The sequence below is a fragment of the Gammaproteobacteria bacterium genome, from assembly GCA_013003425.1.
In the GTDB taxonomy this organism is placed as follows: Bacteria; Pseudomonadota; Gammaproteobacteria; order Steroidobacterales; family JABDKV01; genus JABDJB01.
Map to the genome: position 1 here is coordinate 1 of JABDJB010000018.1, position 16159 is coordinate 16159.

General features: G+C 56.6%; 11 protein-coding genes and 1 pseudogene. 4 read left to right on the forward strand and 8 right to left on the reverse strand.

Features of this window, described 5'->3' with window-relative positions; translation table 11 throughout:
• Positions 1-305: 305 nt before the first annotated feature.
• Positions 306-959, reverse strand: a complete 654-nt coding sequence (locus tag HKN06_03510) for a tyrosine-type recombinase/integrase (protein ID NNF60381.1) — start codon at positions 957-959, stop codon at positions 306-308.
• Between the two features lie 864 nt (positions 960-1823).
• Here HKN06_03510 and HKN06_03515 point away from each other — a divergent pair.
• From HKN06_03515 to HKN06_03525, 3 genes are all read left to right on the forward strand, one after another.
• Positions 1824-4118, forward strand: a complete 2295-nt coding sequence (locus HKN06_03515) for an Ig-like domain-containing protein (GenBank protein NNF60382.1) — start codon at positions 1824-1826, stop codon at positions 4116-4118.
• 177 nt (positions 4119-4295) lie between these two features.
• On the forward strand, positions 4296-4910 hold the full coding sequence (locus HKN06_03520) for a hypothetical protein (GenBank protein NNF60383.1): 615 nt from the start codon (positions 4296-4298) through the stop codon (positions 4908-4910).
• The gene (locus HKN06_03525) at positions 4903-6057 is read left to right on the forward strand and encodes a glycosyltransferase family 4 protein (GenBank protein ID NNF60384.1); all 1155 of its coding nucleotides are present in this window, start codon (positions 4903-4905) and stop codon (positions 6055-6057) included. Before HKN06_03520 ends, HKN06_03525 begins: the two co-directional genes overlap by 8 nt.
• Before the next feature lie 284 nt (positions 6058-6341).
• Here HKN06_03525 and HKN06_03530 read toward each other — a convergent pair.
• Both HKN06_03530 and HKN06_03535 read right to left on the reverse strand, forming a co-directional pair.
• Positions 6342-6413 (reverse strand): annotated as a pseudogene (locus HKN06_03530) (endoglucanase).
• Positions 6414-7717: 1304 nt separating this feature from the next.
• Positions 7718-8698 carry a sulfotransferase gene (locus HKN06_03535; protein NNF60385.1) on the reverse strand — a complete coding sequence of 327 codons (981 nt, stop codon included), beginning with the start codon at positions 8696-8698 and terminating at the stop codon, positions 7718-7720.
• A 182-nt stretch (positions 8699-8880) separates the two neighbouring features.
• Between HKN06_03535 and HKN06_03540 the strand changes: the two genes are divergently transcribed.
• Entirely contained in the window at positions 8881-10338 is a 1458-nt protein-coding gene (locus tag HKN06_03540) for a lipopolysaccharide biosynthesis protein (protein NNF60386.1), read from the forward strand.
• Positions 10339-10342: 4 nt separating this feature from the next.
• Here the strand turns inward: HKN06_03540 and HKN06_03545 are convergent, their stop codons facing one another.
• From HKN06_03545 to HKN06_03565, 5 genes are all read right to left on the reverse strand, one after another.
• Complete coding sequence (locus HKN06_03545) at positions 10343-11485, reverse strand: glycosyltransferase (GenBank protein ID NNF60387.1); 1143 nt, start codon at positions 11483-11485, stop codon at positions 10343-10345.
• 5 nt (positions 11486-11490) lie between these two features.
• Entirely contained in the window at positions 11491-12600 is a 1110-nt protein-coding gene (locus HKN06_03550; GenBank protein ID NNF60388.1) for a glycosyltransferase, read from the reverse strand.
• Between the two features lie 11 nt (positions 12601-12611).
• Positions 12612-13754: a glycosyltransferase family 4 protein gene (locus HKN06_03555; protein NNF60389.1), complete on the reverse strand. Its 1143-nt coding sequence runs from the start codon at positions 13752-13754 to the stop codon at positions 12612-12614.
• A 15-nt stretch (positions 13755-13769) separates the two neighbouring features.
• On the reverse strand, positions 13770-14879 hold the full coding sequence (locus HKN06_03560; protein NNF60390.1) for a glycosyltransferase: 1110 nt from the start codon (positions 14877-14879) through the stop codon (positions 13770-13772).
• 128 nt (positions 14880-15007) lie between these two features.
• Complete coding sequence (locus tag HKN06_03565; protein ID NNF60391.1) at positions 15008-16150, reverse strand: hypothetical protein; 1143 nt, start codon at positions 16148-16150, stop codon at positions 15008-15010.
• Between the last annotated feature and the right edge of the window lie 9 nt (positions 16151-16159).

Genomic DNA, 16159 nt, shown 5'->3' on the forward strand with positions numbered 1-16159 from the left:
CTGGTAGTGTTGGCATTCGTCAAAGTACGCAATCACGTCTTCATTGTGAGGTGAAGATCCCTCCATGCCCCATGCCTTTAGCGCGGCCGCGAACCGTTCAGGCTCCCTTTTGTGGTCAGGAATCCCATCGTACACATGATTCCAGAATTCAAAAGGATCGTTGTAAGCAGAAAAGTGCTGGCAATAGATAACACCGTTCTCGAGGTTCGAGATAGAATAGTCTGTGGGTGCGCAAAACTTCAATAACTCGTTTTTTGTGCCTTCCATTCTCGCTCCGTACCCAAGCCGCTCGGATTCTGCCCTAATCAAAGCTCTAAACTTGTATAAATAGACTCAATCTCTTCATCCTGGATGCAGAGGTACGAAAGCGTTTGCTGTTGACTGGCGTGGCCGAATGCCTGCATCAGTAGTGGAATAGGGGTGTTCTGTTTCGTGCGTTGCATGTAACCCCAAGTCTTGCGGAGAGAATGGCTGCCATAGTTGCCTTTCAGTTTGATGCTGCGGCACCAATCCTTGACCAAATTATTTAAAGTCGGAACCCGAATGGCTTGATCGGGTTTGCGACCAGCGAAAAGAAAGGCATCGTCATCGACCCATGCGAGATTCTTGGATTTCAGAGCCATATGATCCAAATGTTCGAGTAAATTCTGAATAGCCCGGTAGCTCGCGCTATTCAATGTCACAGCACGATACTTGTTGGTCTTACGCTGTTTAACTTCGAGCCGGTCGCCTGGCTGGAGATGCCTTACTCGTCCGATGCGAATCGAAAGCAACTCGGAGGCGCGGTATGCAGTGTTGATGCCCACAACGAAAAGTGCGTAGTTGCGAGGCGAGGGCGCCAGATGCTGTTTAAGCTTGTTAATTGCATTGACTGTCCGGATCGGCTCAACCTTGATAGTGTCACCGGACTTGGGGTGATTTGGGTTAGGTTTCACGTCCAGAATTGAGGCACTACGCATTGCTTAACTTTTTTAGGATTTCCTAGAAAGTTGGGCGAAAATTTCCGCGTTCCGATCTGGATTGTAGCCCTAATTGGCGATTAATCATAGACAAATCAAAACGATATTAATCTTTTTGTAAGCCCAACTTTTTCCTAAAAGTTGGGCATGGGCAGCAGAGCTATGAGAGCGGGTTTGTCCACGGTTGTTACAGCATTACGGTAACAAGATCATGGCAACTTGTGAGCCGAGGTTGAGAATACAGGGAAATGAATGGCGATAAATATCCAAGACGTACGATCGACTGTTCGTCGCTACCGGTTGCGACGAAACGTGCTGTCGATATCGTTCGCGCCTATAACGAGGAAGTCAGCGAACTAGCGATCGCAATTCTGCAGCAGCTCGATGATGATGCGCTCACGACCAGGCAAGCAGTCCGGATGATCATGAGAATAAATAAGAAGCGTTAATTCGCGGCCGTGCCGACTTCTTGCGAGGAGCGCTCGGCAATGTGCTGGGATTTGCTCCGATCCCGCCGCAATGTCCGGATCTTTGCTACCGCTAAATCGGCAATGTCCTTAACTTTGGTCCGGATGTCCTAACGGTTGTGCGAGATATGTGCATGCTTTTGCTAGGAATCACAATAGATCGAGTGTCTGGAGAGTGGGGACTGCCCGCCTCTCATATCTTATGCGCATAATGTATATTATGTTAACTATCGGATAGATTTCGCAAAGGAAGCGCCACAATTCGAACCGTTGGCCCACAACCTACCCATACAGACCCCTAAGCTGCTGTCATCGAGCTTGTAGCCTGTGTGGCAGATCACAGTCGTTTTCGGGTGCACCTGATAGCCTGCCGTGACTTAACTTAGTCGGAAGCGTCATGCGCAAAGCACTTATTACACTGGTTTTTGTTGGATTCAGCCTCGGATTGGCGGTTGAGCCTGCCGCGGCCCTGACGGCTATCAGGATTGCCAGCAACAACGAGTACCTGGGTCAGGGCCAAACCTTTGAAATTACAGAGGCAGACGGCACGATCGAGGCAACAGTCGAGTTTGGTAACAGCCTCCAGGTACTGAGCAGTTTCGAGACCTGGAGGTTTGTATTCGACAATGTTGGTGACGGATTGCTCGAGGAAGGGATATATGAGGAAGCAACCCGTTTTCCATTCCACCCTGCCCCGCGACCCGGTTTGGACGCCTCAGGTGATGGACGTGGCTGTAACGAGCTTACCGGTCGTTTTGTCGTTCTGGAGGTTGAGTACGGCTTTAGTAATGAGGTGCTGCGCTTTGCAGCAGATCTGGAGCTGTTTTGCGATAACTCGGGTTCAGCATTCCGCGCGAATGTTAGGTTTAACAGCGACTTACCGTTAATACTTGAAGTCCCGACTGCATCTGCAGGCCGCGACCGGATTGTATTTGAACGGGAGCAGGTTGAGCTTGACGGACTGCAGACGGTTGGGGGAAACAGCCCGGTGGCCAGCTACCTCTGGACGCAGATCGGTGGGCCTGAGGTCGGGCTTTCGGACGAGACAACTGCGACGCCGCGATTCAGGAGCCCGGACGTAAGTGGCGCCCCGCTCCTGCTCAGCTTCCAGCTGGACGTCAGCAATGAAAACGGGCTGGTCGATTCAGACGTCACGGACGTTGAGGTGCGCGATCGCAGCCTGCCCCGAAGCTGGCTGCGCTACTCGACCAGCATTAACAGCGTTGGTGGCGAAGACGGGATACTGACTGAGGATGATGCGGCGTTCGCCGGGTTCTTGAGTGCTGGTGGCAACGGTGCCCAGGTTGCACTGGAAGGTCTCGACGCCTGGTCTGTGGCGTTCTTTGCTCCTCCCGGACAGCTGCTTACCGCTGGGACTACGTATCTGGTATCGGGCGATAGCACGGGCGGTGCCGACCTTGCCGCAATTCGTGAAGGAAATAACTGTTCCACCGGGGATGGCCTGTTCCTGCTTAATGCGATTGCTTTCGAGCCAGTAACGGAGGTACTGAATGGTTTGAGTGCGGATTTTGTTCAGGCGTGCACCGGCTCACAGGATGTTCTCAGCGGCCAGCTGCGCTACCAGATGGTGCTTCCCGAAGCGAACGCTGGAACCAGCCGTACGGTGCTCGAGCGCACCTCGATCGTACTGGATCCCGGAGCATCGCTGGATGCGGATGGGTCAATAGAGAGCATCGAGTGGGAACAGCTCAGCGGCCCGGCCGTCACGCTTGATTCACCAACCGGGGTCGCTTCTTTCAGTCATGAGCTTGGTGACGCTGTGCTTGAGGAAAAGTTCGGGTTCAGGCTGAGTGTCACTGACGAGGTCGGTCATGTTGACAGCGACGATGTGACCATCAACATACTGCAGGACAATCAGCCACCGACTGCGGTTGATGATCGAATTGTCATGCAACAAGGCTTCATTGTTGACGCGGAAGTGCTTGCGAATGACAGTGACAGCGACGGTACTTTTGACTCTGCTTCGATAGAAATTATTGACGCGCCTGCGGTGGGCGTCCTGACTCGCGGTGAAAATGGCCTGCTGTTCGGGCCACCAGTAGATTTCACCGGCAGCTTAACTGCAACCTATGTCGTGCTCGATAACGACGCCACAGAATCAAATGTGGCTACAGTCGTTTTTGATGTGCTGCCTGGCCCCGTCGGCACCATAGACTATGCCGCAACCGACTCCGCGGTCGCGGTGACAATTGACGTGCTGTCCAATGACGTTCCGTCGGGTCCCGCATTTGATATGTCATCGGTGAGCATCGTCTCGACGCCGGGCAACGGCACCGCGACGGCCAATCCGGACGGTACCGTCACGTACAGGTCGACCAACGGCTACGGTGGCAATGTCGTCTTTTACTATGATGCAGCAGACCAGGCTGGTCTGCGCATGCCGCCAACCATCGTCGTGGTTGAGGTCCGGCCGCCGGCACAGCAAACGCCGCCGGCAGCCACACCAGCATCGCCACCGCCGGTTTCTGGCCCCGCTCCTGTCGCTCCCGTCGCTGCGGCGCCGGCACAACCGGAATGCTCGGGCGAAAACGTTTTTGCAAGTTCGGTGAATTGCTCCGGTAGCGGCTCACTGTCGCCCCTGGGGTTGTTGATGCTTGCCCTGCTCTTCCGGCGCCGGCGAAATTGCCTTGTCGGATCCAGCGCACTTCACGGGAGCCGCATTCGGAACTAAGCCAACGTGCGCAGCTGGTTGTTGCGACCAAGGCCCTTTCTCGTCTATTTCCTGCTGGCCTGCCAAGGAGATGATTTGGGCCGGGAGCCACCATTCCAGTGGCGGCTTGTACTTACGCGACGTTCAGCGAGTCAATAATTCACGTTATTAATCACTTCTAAGTTATTGTTATTAATATTGTTGCCGAGCCTTGTCACGCCGTTCGCGGCTGAAGGGGTTGCAGTCAGCTCATCCGGCAGCACAAAGCTGCATGCCATAAACAATTATTATGCGCACGGGACGGATACTACTGTTCGCCCGGCCTTCTTTCTGCGTCAGCCTGATGGCGACCAGTACAGCATCTATTTGAGTGGCAATATCGACACGCTCTATCGGCCAAGTGCCGATCCGGGCGATGAGTGGGACGTTGCCCACGGGTGGAATGAATCCATGCAGGCCACCGCCCCGGTCTTCGACGGCTCCGGCATCACAACCGCTACGACCAGCAGCGTGCCACAATTGGTACTGCAGAGCGCAGGGGCGGTCAGCCCGCAACGCGATCCGGTCGACGCCAGAATTATCAGCGGCATTCTCAATAACACCGGCGCCGTCATCGATTCCCCCAATGAGGTTGGCAGGTACCAACTGTTACCCTCGACTCCGGCACCCACCGACAGTGATGGCGACGGTATGCCAGATGAGTGGGAATTTGCCAACGGCCTGGATGCTGATGATCCTGCCGATGGGATCGACGACCGCGACGCTGACGGATACACTGAACCGGAAGAATTCCTGAACAGTCTGATTGGATGACCAGCAATTTGTGAAGATTGCCTACTTTCATGTATTCGGCAAGCCACCAATCGAAGAAAGCGTGTATCGCATGCTGGGTGCGTCGTTCCCTGAATTTGACGTTCAGTCAATAACGCTGATTCCTCTGCTTCGTCGGCGCCCGCTGGTAATTCTGGGAAACTTTTTCGCGATGATTCGCGAATACGGACTTGGTTCACTCAAAAACTACAATTCTTTCAAACAGGCATTTTTATCCACTCCGTACCTGTTCCAGAAAATTAGTGAATTGTGCAGGGACGCAATCGTTGCCAATAAGGAGCACTACGTTTTCAGCTTTCAGCTTCAATCGCTGTTCGACTGCAGCGTCCCGGGAATACCAAACTACGTCTACACGGATCACACACACCTGCTCAACCACGCTTACCAGGGTTTCTCGGTCAGATTCAAATCTGAACGCTGGCTGGCGCTGGAAAAAAAGATTTACGCAAACGCGACCGGGATTTTTACGCGAAGTGAAAACGTGTCGCAGTCCCTGGAACGCGACTATGAGTGCGCCCCGGAGAAAATAGAGTGTGTTTATGTCGGTATGAACACGCCAGGCCCCGTCGGCGCAACGGCAGGAATCAGCAACAACAGTAAGTCGATACTTTTTATTGGGTCTGACTGGGCCAGGAAAGGCGGCGACATACTGATACAGGCATTCTCTCAGGTGCTTGAGTCGCATCCGGACGCCACCCTGACTATCGTTGGCGCAAGGCCGCAGGTCAGCGTGCCAAACTGTCGCGTGCTGGGCAGGGTTCCGCTTGAACAAATAGACAAGCACTACAGCCGCGCGTCTTTGTTTTGCCTGCCGACGCTGCAGGAGCCTTTCGGCGTGGTCTTGCTGGAGGCGATGGCGCACGGGCTGCCCGTGATCGCAACGTCAATCGGTGCGGTGCCAGAAGTAGTCACCGCCGATACCGGCATACTCGTCCCACCCCACAATGTCGACGCCCTGACGGCTGCTCTGAACGAATTGCTTGCCGATCCTGACAGGGCGCGCAAACTTGGTGCCAGGGGCCAGCGCCTGGTAATAACGCGTTACAATTGGACCACTGTAGGCGCGGCTATCCGGCACGCCATCCTCGACGATAGCGAAGCTCCGCCAGCGGCTTCTGCCTCTGCTTAGGCGAGTCGCGCCGCCGCAGACCGTTTGCCTGTTTAAACCGCTTGACACCTCGGTGGCAGGACAGGCGTAATTCGTGGTCCCCAACGGGTAAAAACGGTCATGCTGAGTAATAATATCTGCCGGAATAGTCACAAACTTTTAACGTGCTGGCTTTGTTGCATAGTAGCTGCCGCGTCGCTAGTGGCTTGTGGCAGCTCCTCGGATGAGGATGCAAGTGAGCCGGACGCCTCCAGCCAGGCGAACGCAGCTTCTCCGGCCAATGACTCGGGTGATAACACAGGCGGTGATGACGAGACCGACCCCGCTTCAGATCCAGCGCCGGAGCCAGACCCTGATCCCGAACCTGACCCTGAACCGGGTCAGGATGTGCCCCCACCCGCCGCGCCCAGTCCGCCTGCGAGGGCCTTTCCAGGCGCCGAGGGATTCGGTGCGTTCAGCCGTGGAGGCCGCGGCGGGGAGGTATATATCGTTACCAATCTCGATGATTCGGGTACTGGCAGTCTGCGCTGGGCGCTGGACCAGGACGGCCCACGCACGATTGTCTTTGCAGTTAGCGGCATCATTGAGCTGAACAGTGAGCTGAATATCGACAAACCCTGGGTAACCCTGGCAGGACAGAGTTCGCCCGCCGGCATCACTATTTCCGGTGGCCGGCTCAAATTCAGCACCCACAATGTGATCGTACGAGGACTGCGGGTTCGCCCAGGCGACGATCCGGATGGCATGGAGCCGGAAAATCGCGATGGTTTCAGCATCGGGTCAACGGACCCGGTCAATAACATCATTATCGACCATTCTTCTTTTACATGGGCCGTCGATGAAAATGGTTCCAACTGGAACCCCAACGAGTACATAACCGTTCAGTGGTGCATCTTTGCCGAAGGTCTGCGTAACAGTATTCACCCGGAAGGTTCCCATAGCATGGGGTACATCATTGGACCCGGTTCTCGGTATATCTCACTACACCATAATGTTTTTGTCAGTAACGAGCATCGCAATCCAGCAATCAGAGATGGCCGGTCCATCGAGCTGATCAACAACGTCGGTTACAACTGGAAATCAGAGGGCATAGCAATCAGGTCCACCGGAAGCACCACATTGCACGCCATCAATAATCATTATGCCCATGGACCGGATACCACCTTGCGCCCGGCGTTTTATCTGCAAAGCAGCGAAACAGGCCAGCATCAGGTCTATTTGCGAGGCAATACGGATTCTGTTTATCGGCCGCTGGCAACCGAGGGCGATGAGTGGAGCGTTGCGCATAGCTGGACGCCGGAAATGCGTGTGGAGCGCAAAGTGTTTTCCGGTTCAGGGATAGATATCACTAAACCGAGGGATCTGCTGGAAGTGGTGTTACCCGCCGCAGGGGCGATATCCCCGCAGCGTGACTCCATCGATGCCCGAATTATCGGTAGCATTACTGCGAACAGCGGCAGTGTTATTGACTCACCCGCTGATGTGGGCGGATACGAGATTACGCCTGTGATTTCCGCGCCTCTGGATAGTGATCGGGACGGCATGTCGGACGCATGGGAGATAGAACAGCAATTGGACCCGGGCGATCGCAGCGATCGCAATAGCGATAACGACAACGACGGCTATACCGCCCTCGAAGAGTATCTGAACGGGCTGATCGGCTGACTGACAAACAGCCGCGTCAGCGGCCCGGTCGCGCAATCCGCATCATTTTCCGACCAAAACGCAGCAGGAACACGGCAAACGGACGAAGTGGTTCCCAGCGCAGGGCAATATAAGGCATCAGCTTTAGTCTGTGCAGTGGCGGGCAATCCCGCAGTGTCGTGTTTGCGTAGCCGTGCCGCCGTAGCATCGGCCCCAGTATCGTGTTCATCTTCCAGATCTGCTCGCGGGTGCGTTCCCGCTGCCAGGCTCCGATGCGCGTAGCATCGAGTCCCATCGTCGCCTTCGATTTCCACTCCGATTCCCATTCCGGCACCGCTGCCGTCTTGACCGAAGTATCCAGCATGCATGGCTCATAGTCAGTGTCGAGAAACCTGCAGATTTGTCGCAGCTCGACTTCCGGGTTATGCAACAGGTCCTCATACTTTACGATCAATTGACACCCGCTCCCGACGCGTTGCTGATTGCGCTCGACGTGGCGCATCTGCACCATCCAGTCACGACAAAACAGCAAGAATCGTCGCGGATTACCTGGTGCCGCCCAGGGCGCCTTGATCATGGAATTCACAACATCGCGCCCGTCTCTCACCAGGGCAACAATCCGGGCCCGCGGGAAATCATTCAGGATCGTTGCAACGTGTTCGTTGTGGCGCGGCGATTTCTCGCCAACCCTTGCCATACCGCGCTTGCGTGAGTAGCAATCCAGAAGCGCCCGCAGCAGGCCGGCCGGTGACCGGCCATACTGCTCGAGCAAGCCCGTCACTTCGACCGGGTCAAGTTGGAGATCGGCTATGCGCGGATGAGCCAGCGCGGTCGCAACCACCTGTTCGCACTCCTGTTGCCAGAAGGTTGCGTCAACCTTAGCGACAAACTCTGTATAGAACTGGGTCTCCGGCGGTATCGCCAGCAGCGGATGACGGTCCAGTAAAACAGCCAGCAGGGTTGTGCCGGATCGGGGCGCCCCGACGATGAAGAATGGTTCGGATTGGTTCTCGGTCATTGTTACGCGCGAGCGGAAACTCTGATCGCTTGTTCGGGCACGATTGTTCTCTGATAATGCATATAGCTCGTACCGGGTCGTCCTGCTGGCAGTTGGCGTCGCGGATTCCTGCTGGAAATTACCTGATGCGCAATGGCATTGCCATTCAGGCCGCGTGAGTATTGTTACAGGCATAAGAACGAATGGACAATCTCAAGAGATCGGCGACCCGGAGCGTCATATGGGCATATGCCTCGCGGTACTCGGGCAAGCTGCTGGTATTCGTCAGCACGCTCGTACTGGCTCGCCTGCTGCTGCAGGAAGATTTCGGCGTTGCCGGTTACGCGCTCGTAGTTATCGCCTTTCTGGAAACAATCAGCGGTCTTGGCATCGGGCCAGCGTTGATCTATCAACGCGACGAGCCGATTACTCGCGACACCGGGTTTTGGCTGGGGCTGGGAGCGGGCCTGACGCTGATGACGCTTACATGGCTCGGCGCGCCGCTGCTGGCAACCTTTTTTCAGGACCCGCGTGCTGCCGACGTTTCGCGTGTACTGGCACTGGCACTACCGCTGTCGGCGCTAGGTAACATTCACGTCGCCCTGCTCGAAAAGCATCTCCAGTTTGGCAAAAAGCTTATCCCCGAGCTCACCAATTCCGTCGTCAAGGTGCTTTTTTCAATTGGTTTTGCCCTTTTTGACTTCGGTGCCTGGAGCCTGATCTATGGACAGCTTGCCGGCACGGCAGCGGGTGTCGCCACTGTGTGGATCGTCAATCCGTGGCGGCCGTCAATGCGTTTCGAAGCCAGCGCCGCCCATAGCCTGCTGAACTATGGGACAAGAATCATCGCTGTCGGCATTCTGGGCTTTCTTGTCAGCAACATCGGTTTTTTCTTTGTCGGGCGTTTTATGAGTGCCGCGATCGTTGGTGTCTATGTGCTGGCACTGCGTATCCCTACTGTTCTCATCAAGGAGTCAGCACAGGTTATCAATAACGTGCTGTTCCCTGTCTTTACCAAGATCAAGGATGACACCGCAAAACTTGGTCGCGGCTATCTTTCGGTGATGCGCTATTTCGCACTGCTCACCGTGCCGCTTGGTCTCGGGCTGGCTGCGGTAGCCGAACCCTTTGTATTGTCACTACTGACCGACAAATGGGCTGAGATGATACCGGTAATCCGCCTCGCGGCCATCTACGTGATGCTGTTGTCGCTCGGCTTTAATGCGGGCACAGTGTTCAAGGCCGTCGGCAGACCTGGACTGATCATCCGACTATCCCTCCTGCGCCTGGCAATCCTGCTGCCCTCGGTTGGATGGGCCGTGGTCCAGCAAGAGTCGCTCATTGCGGTGATGGCGGTTCAGGTTGGCGCGATCATGCTTCATCTCCTGATCTGCTGGAGCATCCTCACACGAATTTTGCAGCTGAGCCTCGGCCAACTGCTCGCAGTTATGCTCCCTGCAGTAACGGCTGGCATCATCATGTACGCCGGCGTCGTCGCAACTATCACCGTCCTGAGCGATTCGAGCCCGTTCCTGCAGCTGTTGGCCGGCGTAGTTGCCGGGGCACTGCTATACGGCAGCGTTATCTGGGTATGGCAGCGTAAAATGCTGTTGCAGGGATACCGCCAGCTGCGTTCTGCTTTTTCCCCGCAACGGTCCTGACAAGCTATTTTCCGGCGTATCTCTCCACCAGATCACGCCAGCCAGTCATCATGCCTTCAACTGTGAAGTTGTCACAGATGCGCTGTCGTGCGGCCTGAGCAATCCGGCTGCGGCTGTCCGGTTCAACCAGCAGCCGTACTATTCCGTCAGCCAGCGCGTCTGTATCGCCTGCTGGTGCCAGCAGGCCGTCTACATCGTTACGAATCACCTCCGCGATGCCATCAACGGCACTGGCAACAACCGGGCACTCGCAGGCCATTGCTTCGAGTAGTGATAACGGCAACCCCTCCCAGCGCGAAGTCATGACGTAAACGTCACAGGCCGCGTAAACAACCGAAATATCGGATTGCCACGGCACCAGCACGAGGTTGCTCGCAATGTTGTACTTTCGTGCCAACTCCACAACGGCATCGCGGAGTGGCCCCTCCCCCGCCATTAGTACCTGCGTTTCGGGAACTCTTGCCAGGACCTGCGCCGCGGCCTCAACCAATCCGGTGGGATTTTTTTGCGTGTTGAACCGGCCAGCCCAGCCAACTACCGGCTTTCCCGGATCTAGTCCCAGTGCCAGGCAGGCAGCAGCATGATTGTTGCCCGTGCGGTAACGATCGGGTTCGATGCCCGTATAAATCACATCGATGTCATCGGCCGTCGCCACGCCATTTTCGATGATCTGCTGACGCATTGAACGGGTCAGCGCGACAATGCGACCACCCAGGCCGCTGCCGAAACGCTCGATCCACCGGTATACAACTGCCCTGTTGCCCTGCACGCGCCGCAGGAACGGCAGTGAGTGCTGCACATACAGCGTTGGTGTACCGCTCAGCCTTGCAGCAAGTCGGGTCAGCAAGCCCGCCTTGGCGCTATGCGCAATTGCGATCGACACCGAATTGCTGCGCATGTGTTGCCACAACCGAAAACCGACCACCAGGTCAGAAAGCAGGCTGACCTTGTAGCGATTCATGCGCAATGCCGTGACGTCCATCCCGAGGCCCTCGAGTTGCTTCGCGTAGGCTTCGCGACCTTCCGATAAGCACACAACGTGCACCCGATGGCCCTGCCTGGCCAGATACTCGCCAACCGCACGATTGTAGTTGGCCACCCCGCCGGTAGATTTGCTCACGCAGAGTATGTCGAGTGGCTGCGTCAAGCCCGTCACTCCGGCGGCTCGCGTCGGGCCAGTGTTTCGTACAGCGCCAAAACCTGATCGTGCATGCGCCGTTGACTGTATTGCTGTGCGACCAACCGGCGTCCCGCGGCGCCGAGTCGTGCGGCCAGGGCATCATCGCCGAGCAGCTGCCGAATCCGTTCTGCCAGCGCCGCCGGCTCGGCCGGTGGCACCAGCAGCCCGGTCGTACCGTGTTCTATGACACCAGGAATGCCACCGACTGCAGTTCCCACCACAGGACGGCACATTGCCAGAGCCTCCAGCAGGGCAACGGGCAGGCCCTCCCAGCGCGAGGAGAATACGATGATATCGAGAGCCGCCAGCACGGCTGGCATGTCGCGCTGCAGGCCGGCAAATACTGCTTTCTCGCCGAGGTTAAGCTTTGCGGCAAGCCGGGCCAGCCGGTTTCGCTCGATGCCGTCACCGACAATCACGAACCGCGCCCGCGGTTCCTGTGCACTAATCAGCGCAGCAGCCGCAAGAAAGGTAGCGTGGTCCTTTTGCGGATCGAGTCGGCCGATGATGCCAATCAGTGGCCCGGCTGAATCCCAGGGGTCGCCACTGGCCGGCTGCACTGTCGCCGGATCGAATCTTTGCAGATCAATGCCATTACAGATCGTGACTACCTTGTCGGCTGACTCCCCGGCAACGTTCACCGTGTAGTCGCAAACTTCCGATGACACAGCGATTATCTTGTGGCAGCCAGCCGTGCATGCTGCAGCAATCGCCGACAATGCCCTGTTGCTGCGCCAGGGGTCGATATTATGGGCAGTCGAGACGCGCACCGGCACCTGCATCAAACGAGCCGTAAGCTGACCTGCCAGGTCGCTCTTGCGCAGGTGAGTGTGGATTACGTTTGGCTTGAAACGGCGAATCAGGAGCGCCATGCGCAACAGCGCACCGGGATTTTTCAATCCATGCCGTGACAGCCGGTGCGGTGTAATGCCCAGTGCCGCAAACTCGCCGCGCAGCGGCCCGTCTGTGAAGTAAGCGATTTCAACCTGATGCCCCCTCGCGGTGAAATCCCGCGCCATGTCCAGCAGCAGGGTCTCGGCACCTCCGATCTTCAGACTATCAGTAACGTACAGGATCTTCATTGAGTAAGCGTTCAGTCACTTCGAACCAGCTCATGATAGAGCCGCTCCAGTTTTCCAGCGACGCTCTCCAAAGAGAAATACTCACCAACATGCATGCGCGCCCTGCTCCCGAGCGCTTCTCGCAGCACCGGGTCGTCCAGCAACGTCATTATCTGTTGCTTCAATACCTGCGGTGATTCGGGCGCAATGAGCAGCCCCGAATGGCCCGACGTGATCAGCTCCGGTGCAGCACCGACGTCCGTGGCAATGCATGCCAGCCCGGAAGCCATTGCCTCGAGTAGTGCATTGGAAAGTCCTTCAGCCACTGACGGTAACGCAAATATATCCGCCGCTCGCAGGTATGGGGCGACGTCAGCAACCGCACCCGTGAAAACGACGCCATCTGTGCCGGCCCGCCGCAGGAAGCTCTCCTGTTCACCGGTGCCAACGACCAGCAATGTTGCCAGCGGATCGTGCTCCCGTATTGCCGGCCACACGGTTACGAGATCCTCCACGCGTTTCTCCCGCGCAAGACGCCCCGCATAGACAACAATCGGTCCTGCCGGTAGCCCCAGCTGCTCACGCAGCGCAGCTTTCTCACCGGCTTCGATCGGGAAAAAGCGCTCGCAGTCGACGCCGTTTGGTATCAGGGCGCGGCGCTGTTTCACAACCCCGCGCGCTGCGAGTTCCTCATTGATCTCTTCGCTGATTACGACGAAGCGGTCAACTTTTTGACAAATCCAGCTGACCCGCTGGCGACCAAAGTTGCGCCGTTCCAACCACCGCAGGTCACCCAGCGAACCGCCGCGGACAACCTTGACTGCCACCGGAACTCGCAGCAAGCGTCTGGCCAGCAACGCAGTCGTGGTCGGTGAGAACAGGTCGTGGGCATGTATGACGTCCGGGGGATCGCGCTGCAGGTGTCGTAGCACGGCGACCGTATAAGACAGTGATCGCGCGGCTTTTGGGCCGGTTGCGCCCAGCCGGTGTACTGGCACACCCTCTATGTGCTCGAGGGCAGGCAGTCCTGGCTTGTGTCGTGCATAGACTGTGACCGACAGATTCCGGTCGCGCAGACGTGGTGCAAGCGATGCCAGTTGCCGTTCTGCACCGCCAACCTCCGGGTAATAGCCCTGGATCAGCATTGCCACTCTGATCGGCTTGTTGGCAGTCACTGGCGTAGCCACATCTTATATGGTCGGCGCGGCAGTCGCTGCGGCATACAGTTTGAGTTGGCTGTCGAACCAAACTGCCGGATCGTGTTGTTCTGCCACCCGCCGCCGCGCCGTTTCACCATAGTGCTGCCGCCGGCCGGCATCGTCCAACATGCCTCGAATAGCTTCGCGCAGCTGCTCAATATCGCCTGGCGGTACCAGTATGCCGGCACCGTCGCTCAATACGTTTGTCACTTCGCCCACGCTCGTTGCAACAACGGCGCGCCCGGCGGACATTGCTTCCAGCAGCGCCACCGGTAGCCCTTCCCAGTGAGATGACATGACAAACACATCAGCCGCGCCAAGGAGCAGTGCCACATCCTCACGCACCCCGAGCGCCAGAACCTGCGCTCCTGACTGCTCAATGACCTCGCGCAAATGAGCCATGTGGTGAGGTTGCCCGTCGCCGGCAATTGCGAGGAAATTTCCGCTACCCGGCACGCAGATCGGGGCGCAGGCAGCCACCAGGTCCTGATAAGCCTTTTGTGGCGCTACCATGCCTACTGCAAGTATCAGCCGGCTATCTGCTGCACCAAGCAATGACTGCTTTAGCTCGCGGCGTTGCTCGATCGAGCAGCCAGCGACCGGCTGCACCGGATTGGATAAAACCTTGCATGGCAGTGAGCCCAGCCACTTTTCGTGCGCTGTTGCGACCGACTGTCCCACCGCAATGACACAAGTGCAAAAGTGCCTTACGGCACTACGCCATACAAAGGCACGCAGCTTGCCCGGTGGCGTCGCAATGTTATGCAGGGAGCTTATAACCGGCGTATTTGTCATCCGGCCAACCACGGCGCCCAGAATGTCGGCGTGAAACAGATGGGTATGGATCACATCAAATTGCGCGGAACGAAAGAACCGCAGCATTTTCAGAAACCGCTTCACATTAAAAAGCCGTCGACCCGGAAGTACTACTACCCTGGCTCCTGCCGATTCCAGGCGCTGCACCAGGAACTGTCGCGGATTAGCCCACAGCACGATGACGGTTACGTCGGTCCCGCGCCTCCGTGCCTGTTCCGCAAACGTGACCAGCAAGGTCTGTGCGCCGCCGGCGGTGAGCTTATCAATTACCTGAGCGACTCTCACTCATGCCTCTCTGACTGGCACCGCGGGCAAGTGAACCTGGATAACCAGGAAGAAAGGTTGCGGGGCTGCCATTGCGTGTTTCAGTAGACTCAAGTTAAAACCGGATTCTGCCACCACCGGTCTCTGCCTCAGTCCCGGACCCGCTCCTTTAGCATTACGTCGGCTGGCGAAGCTGCCGCAAGGTAACGATCGATCTGCGCGCCAAAATACATCGCCATTTCCAGCCTGATCGACGACGAGACAATGGACTTCAGGCCGCTATGCCCGGCAATGATTCTCTCGTACATCACGAACTTTTCCAAGATATTGCGGGCACAATAAAAGTTGAGCACATGAATATCCGGAGTGGTATCTGCAAAATACCCAGCCAGAACATTCGCCCGAAAAGTACTGAGAATCGCGCTGCGGAAAAACTTACCAAATGTCAGGAATTGTGGTTTATAGGTATCCGGATGAATGAGAAACAGGCTCAACGAACGATAATTCGGGGCGGCCTGGTACTTGAGATCGACTACAGCCAGTTTGTCCTCGCTATCGTAAATAACGTTGTCGGTTGTGTAATCCTCCGGGGACCTCCCAAGCTCAAGCTTTCGGCCCTCAATTGTCGCTGCAGCACTGCGGAACTGATCGCTCAATCTGTTGATCACACTTCCCTTGACTCCACAAGTACCCAGATCCCTGATGAGTGCAGCTACTTCCTCGTCGTAGAGCTGTGACGACACCACCCCTGTTTCGGATCTGTTCATGCTGTACTGCACTTCTCGCAGCCAGGCTCCGGCTCGCCTGGACGCGACCTTCAGCATCTCGATGTTTCGACGGCTCCGACCCACCGGTGCACAAGTCATAAGCAACTGCCGCATAGTTTGGCCAGCGAACTGCTCCGTAACTACGGCGTTGTACTCGGGCAGAAACACAAACGTCCGGACGCCGCGTAATTCCGCGCACCGGGCGTCAAAATGCCTGAAGGTTTCATCCATTGCATCAAACTCATGCCGCATCCTGCTATGCAGGTCGGGGGAATCCAGTGTCGCTTTCAGGGTTGTCATCTTCGGGTGGCGTCGTATTTTAACCAGTAATCGCTTTTCCGACCCGTCTGGCAGACTGACCGGATAATGCAGAATCAACGAGCTCGTATGCGAAAGGATCACGGGCGCACGCGTCCGCAATGTCGCATTCGGGCCGTAAGCATCGGGCAAATGCCCTTCTAGCCGCGTCGCAATATCGGCGATTATGCGTCGATCATCGGCGCATCCTTTGTATCGTGTAAACATGTCTTGCCA

Bases quoted from the DNA above. Each gene is read 5' to 3' on its own strand.
- HKN06_03510 (NNF60381.1), bottom strand. From the start codon at position 959: ATGCGTAGTGCCTCAATTCTGGACGTGAAACCTAACCCAAATCACCCC.
- HKN06_03515 (NNF60382.1), top strand. From the start codon at position 1,824: ATGCGCAAAGCACTTATTACACTGGTTTTTGTTGGATTCAGCCTCGGA.
- HKN06_03535 (NNF60385.1), bottom strand. From the start codon at position 8,698: ATGACCGAGAACCAATCCGAACCATTCTTCATCGTCGGGGCGCCCCGA.
- HKN06_03540 (NNF60386.1), top strand. From the start codon at position 8,881: ATGGACAATCTCAAGAGATCGGCGACCCGGAGCGTCATATGGGCATAT.
- HKN06_03550 (NNF60388.1), bottom strand. From the start codon at position 12,600: ATGAAGATCCTGTACGTTACTGATAGTCTGAAGATCGGAGGTGCCGAG.
- HKN06_03565 (NNF60391.1), bottom strand. From the start codon at position 16,150: ATGTTTACACGATACAAAGGATGCGCCGATGATCGACGCATAATCGCC.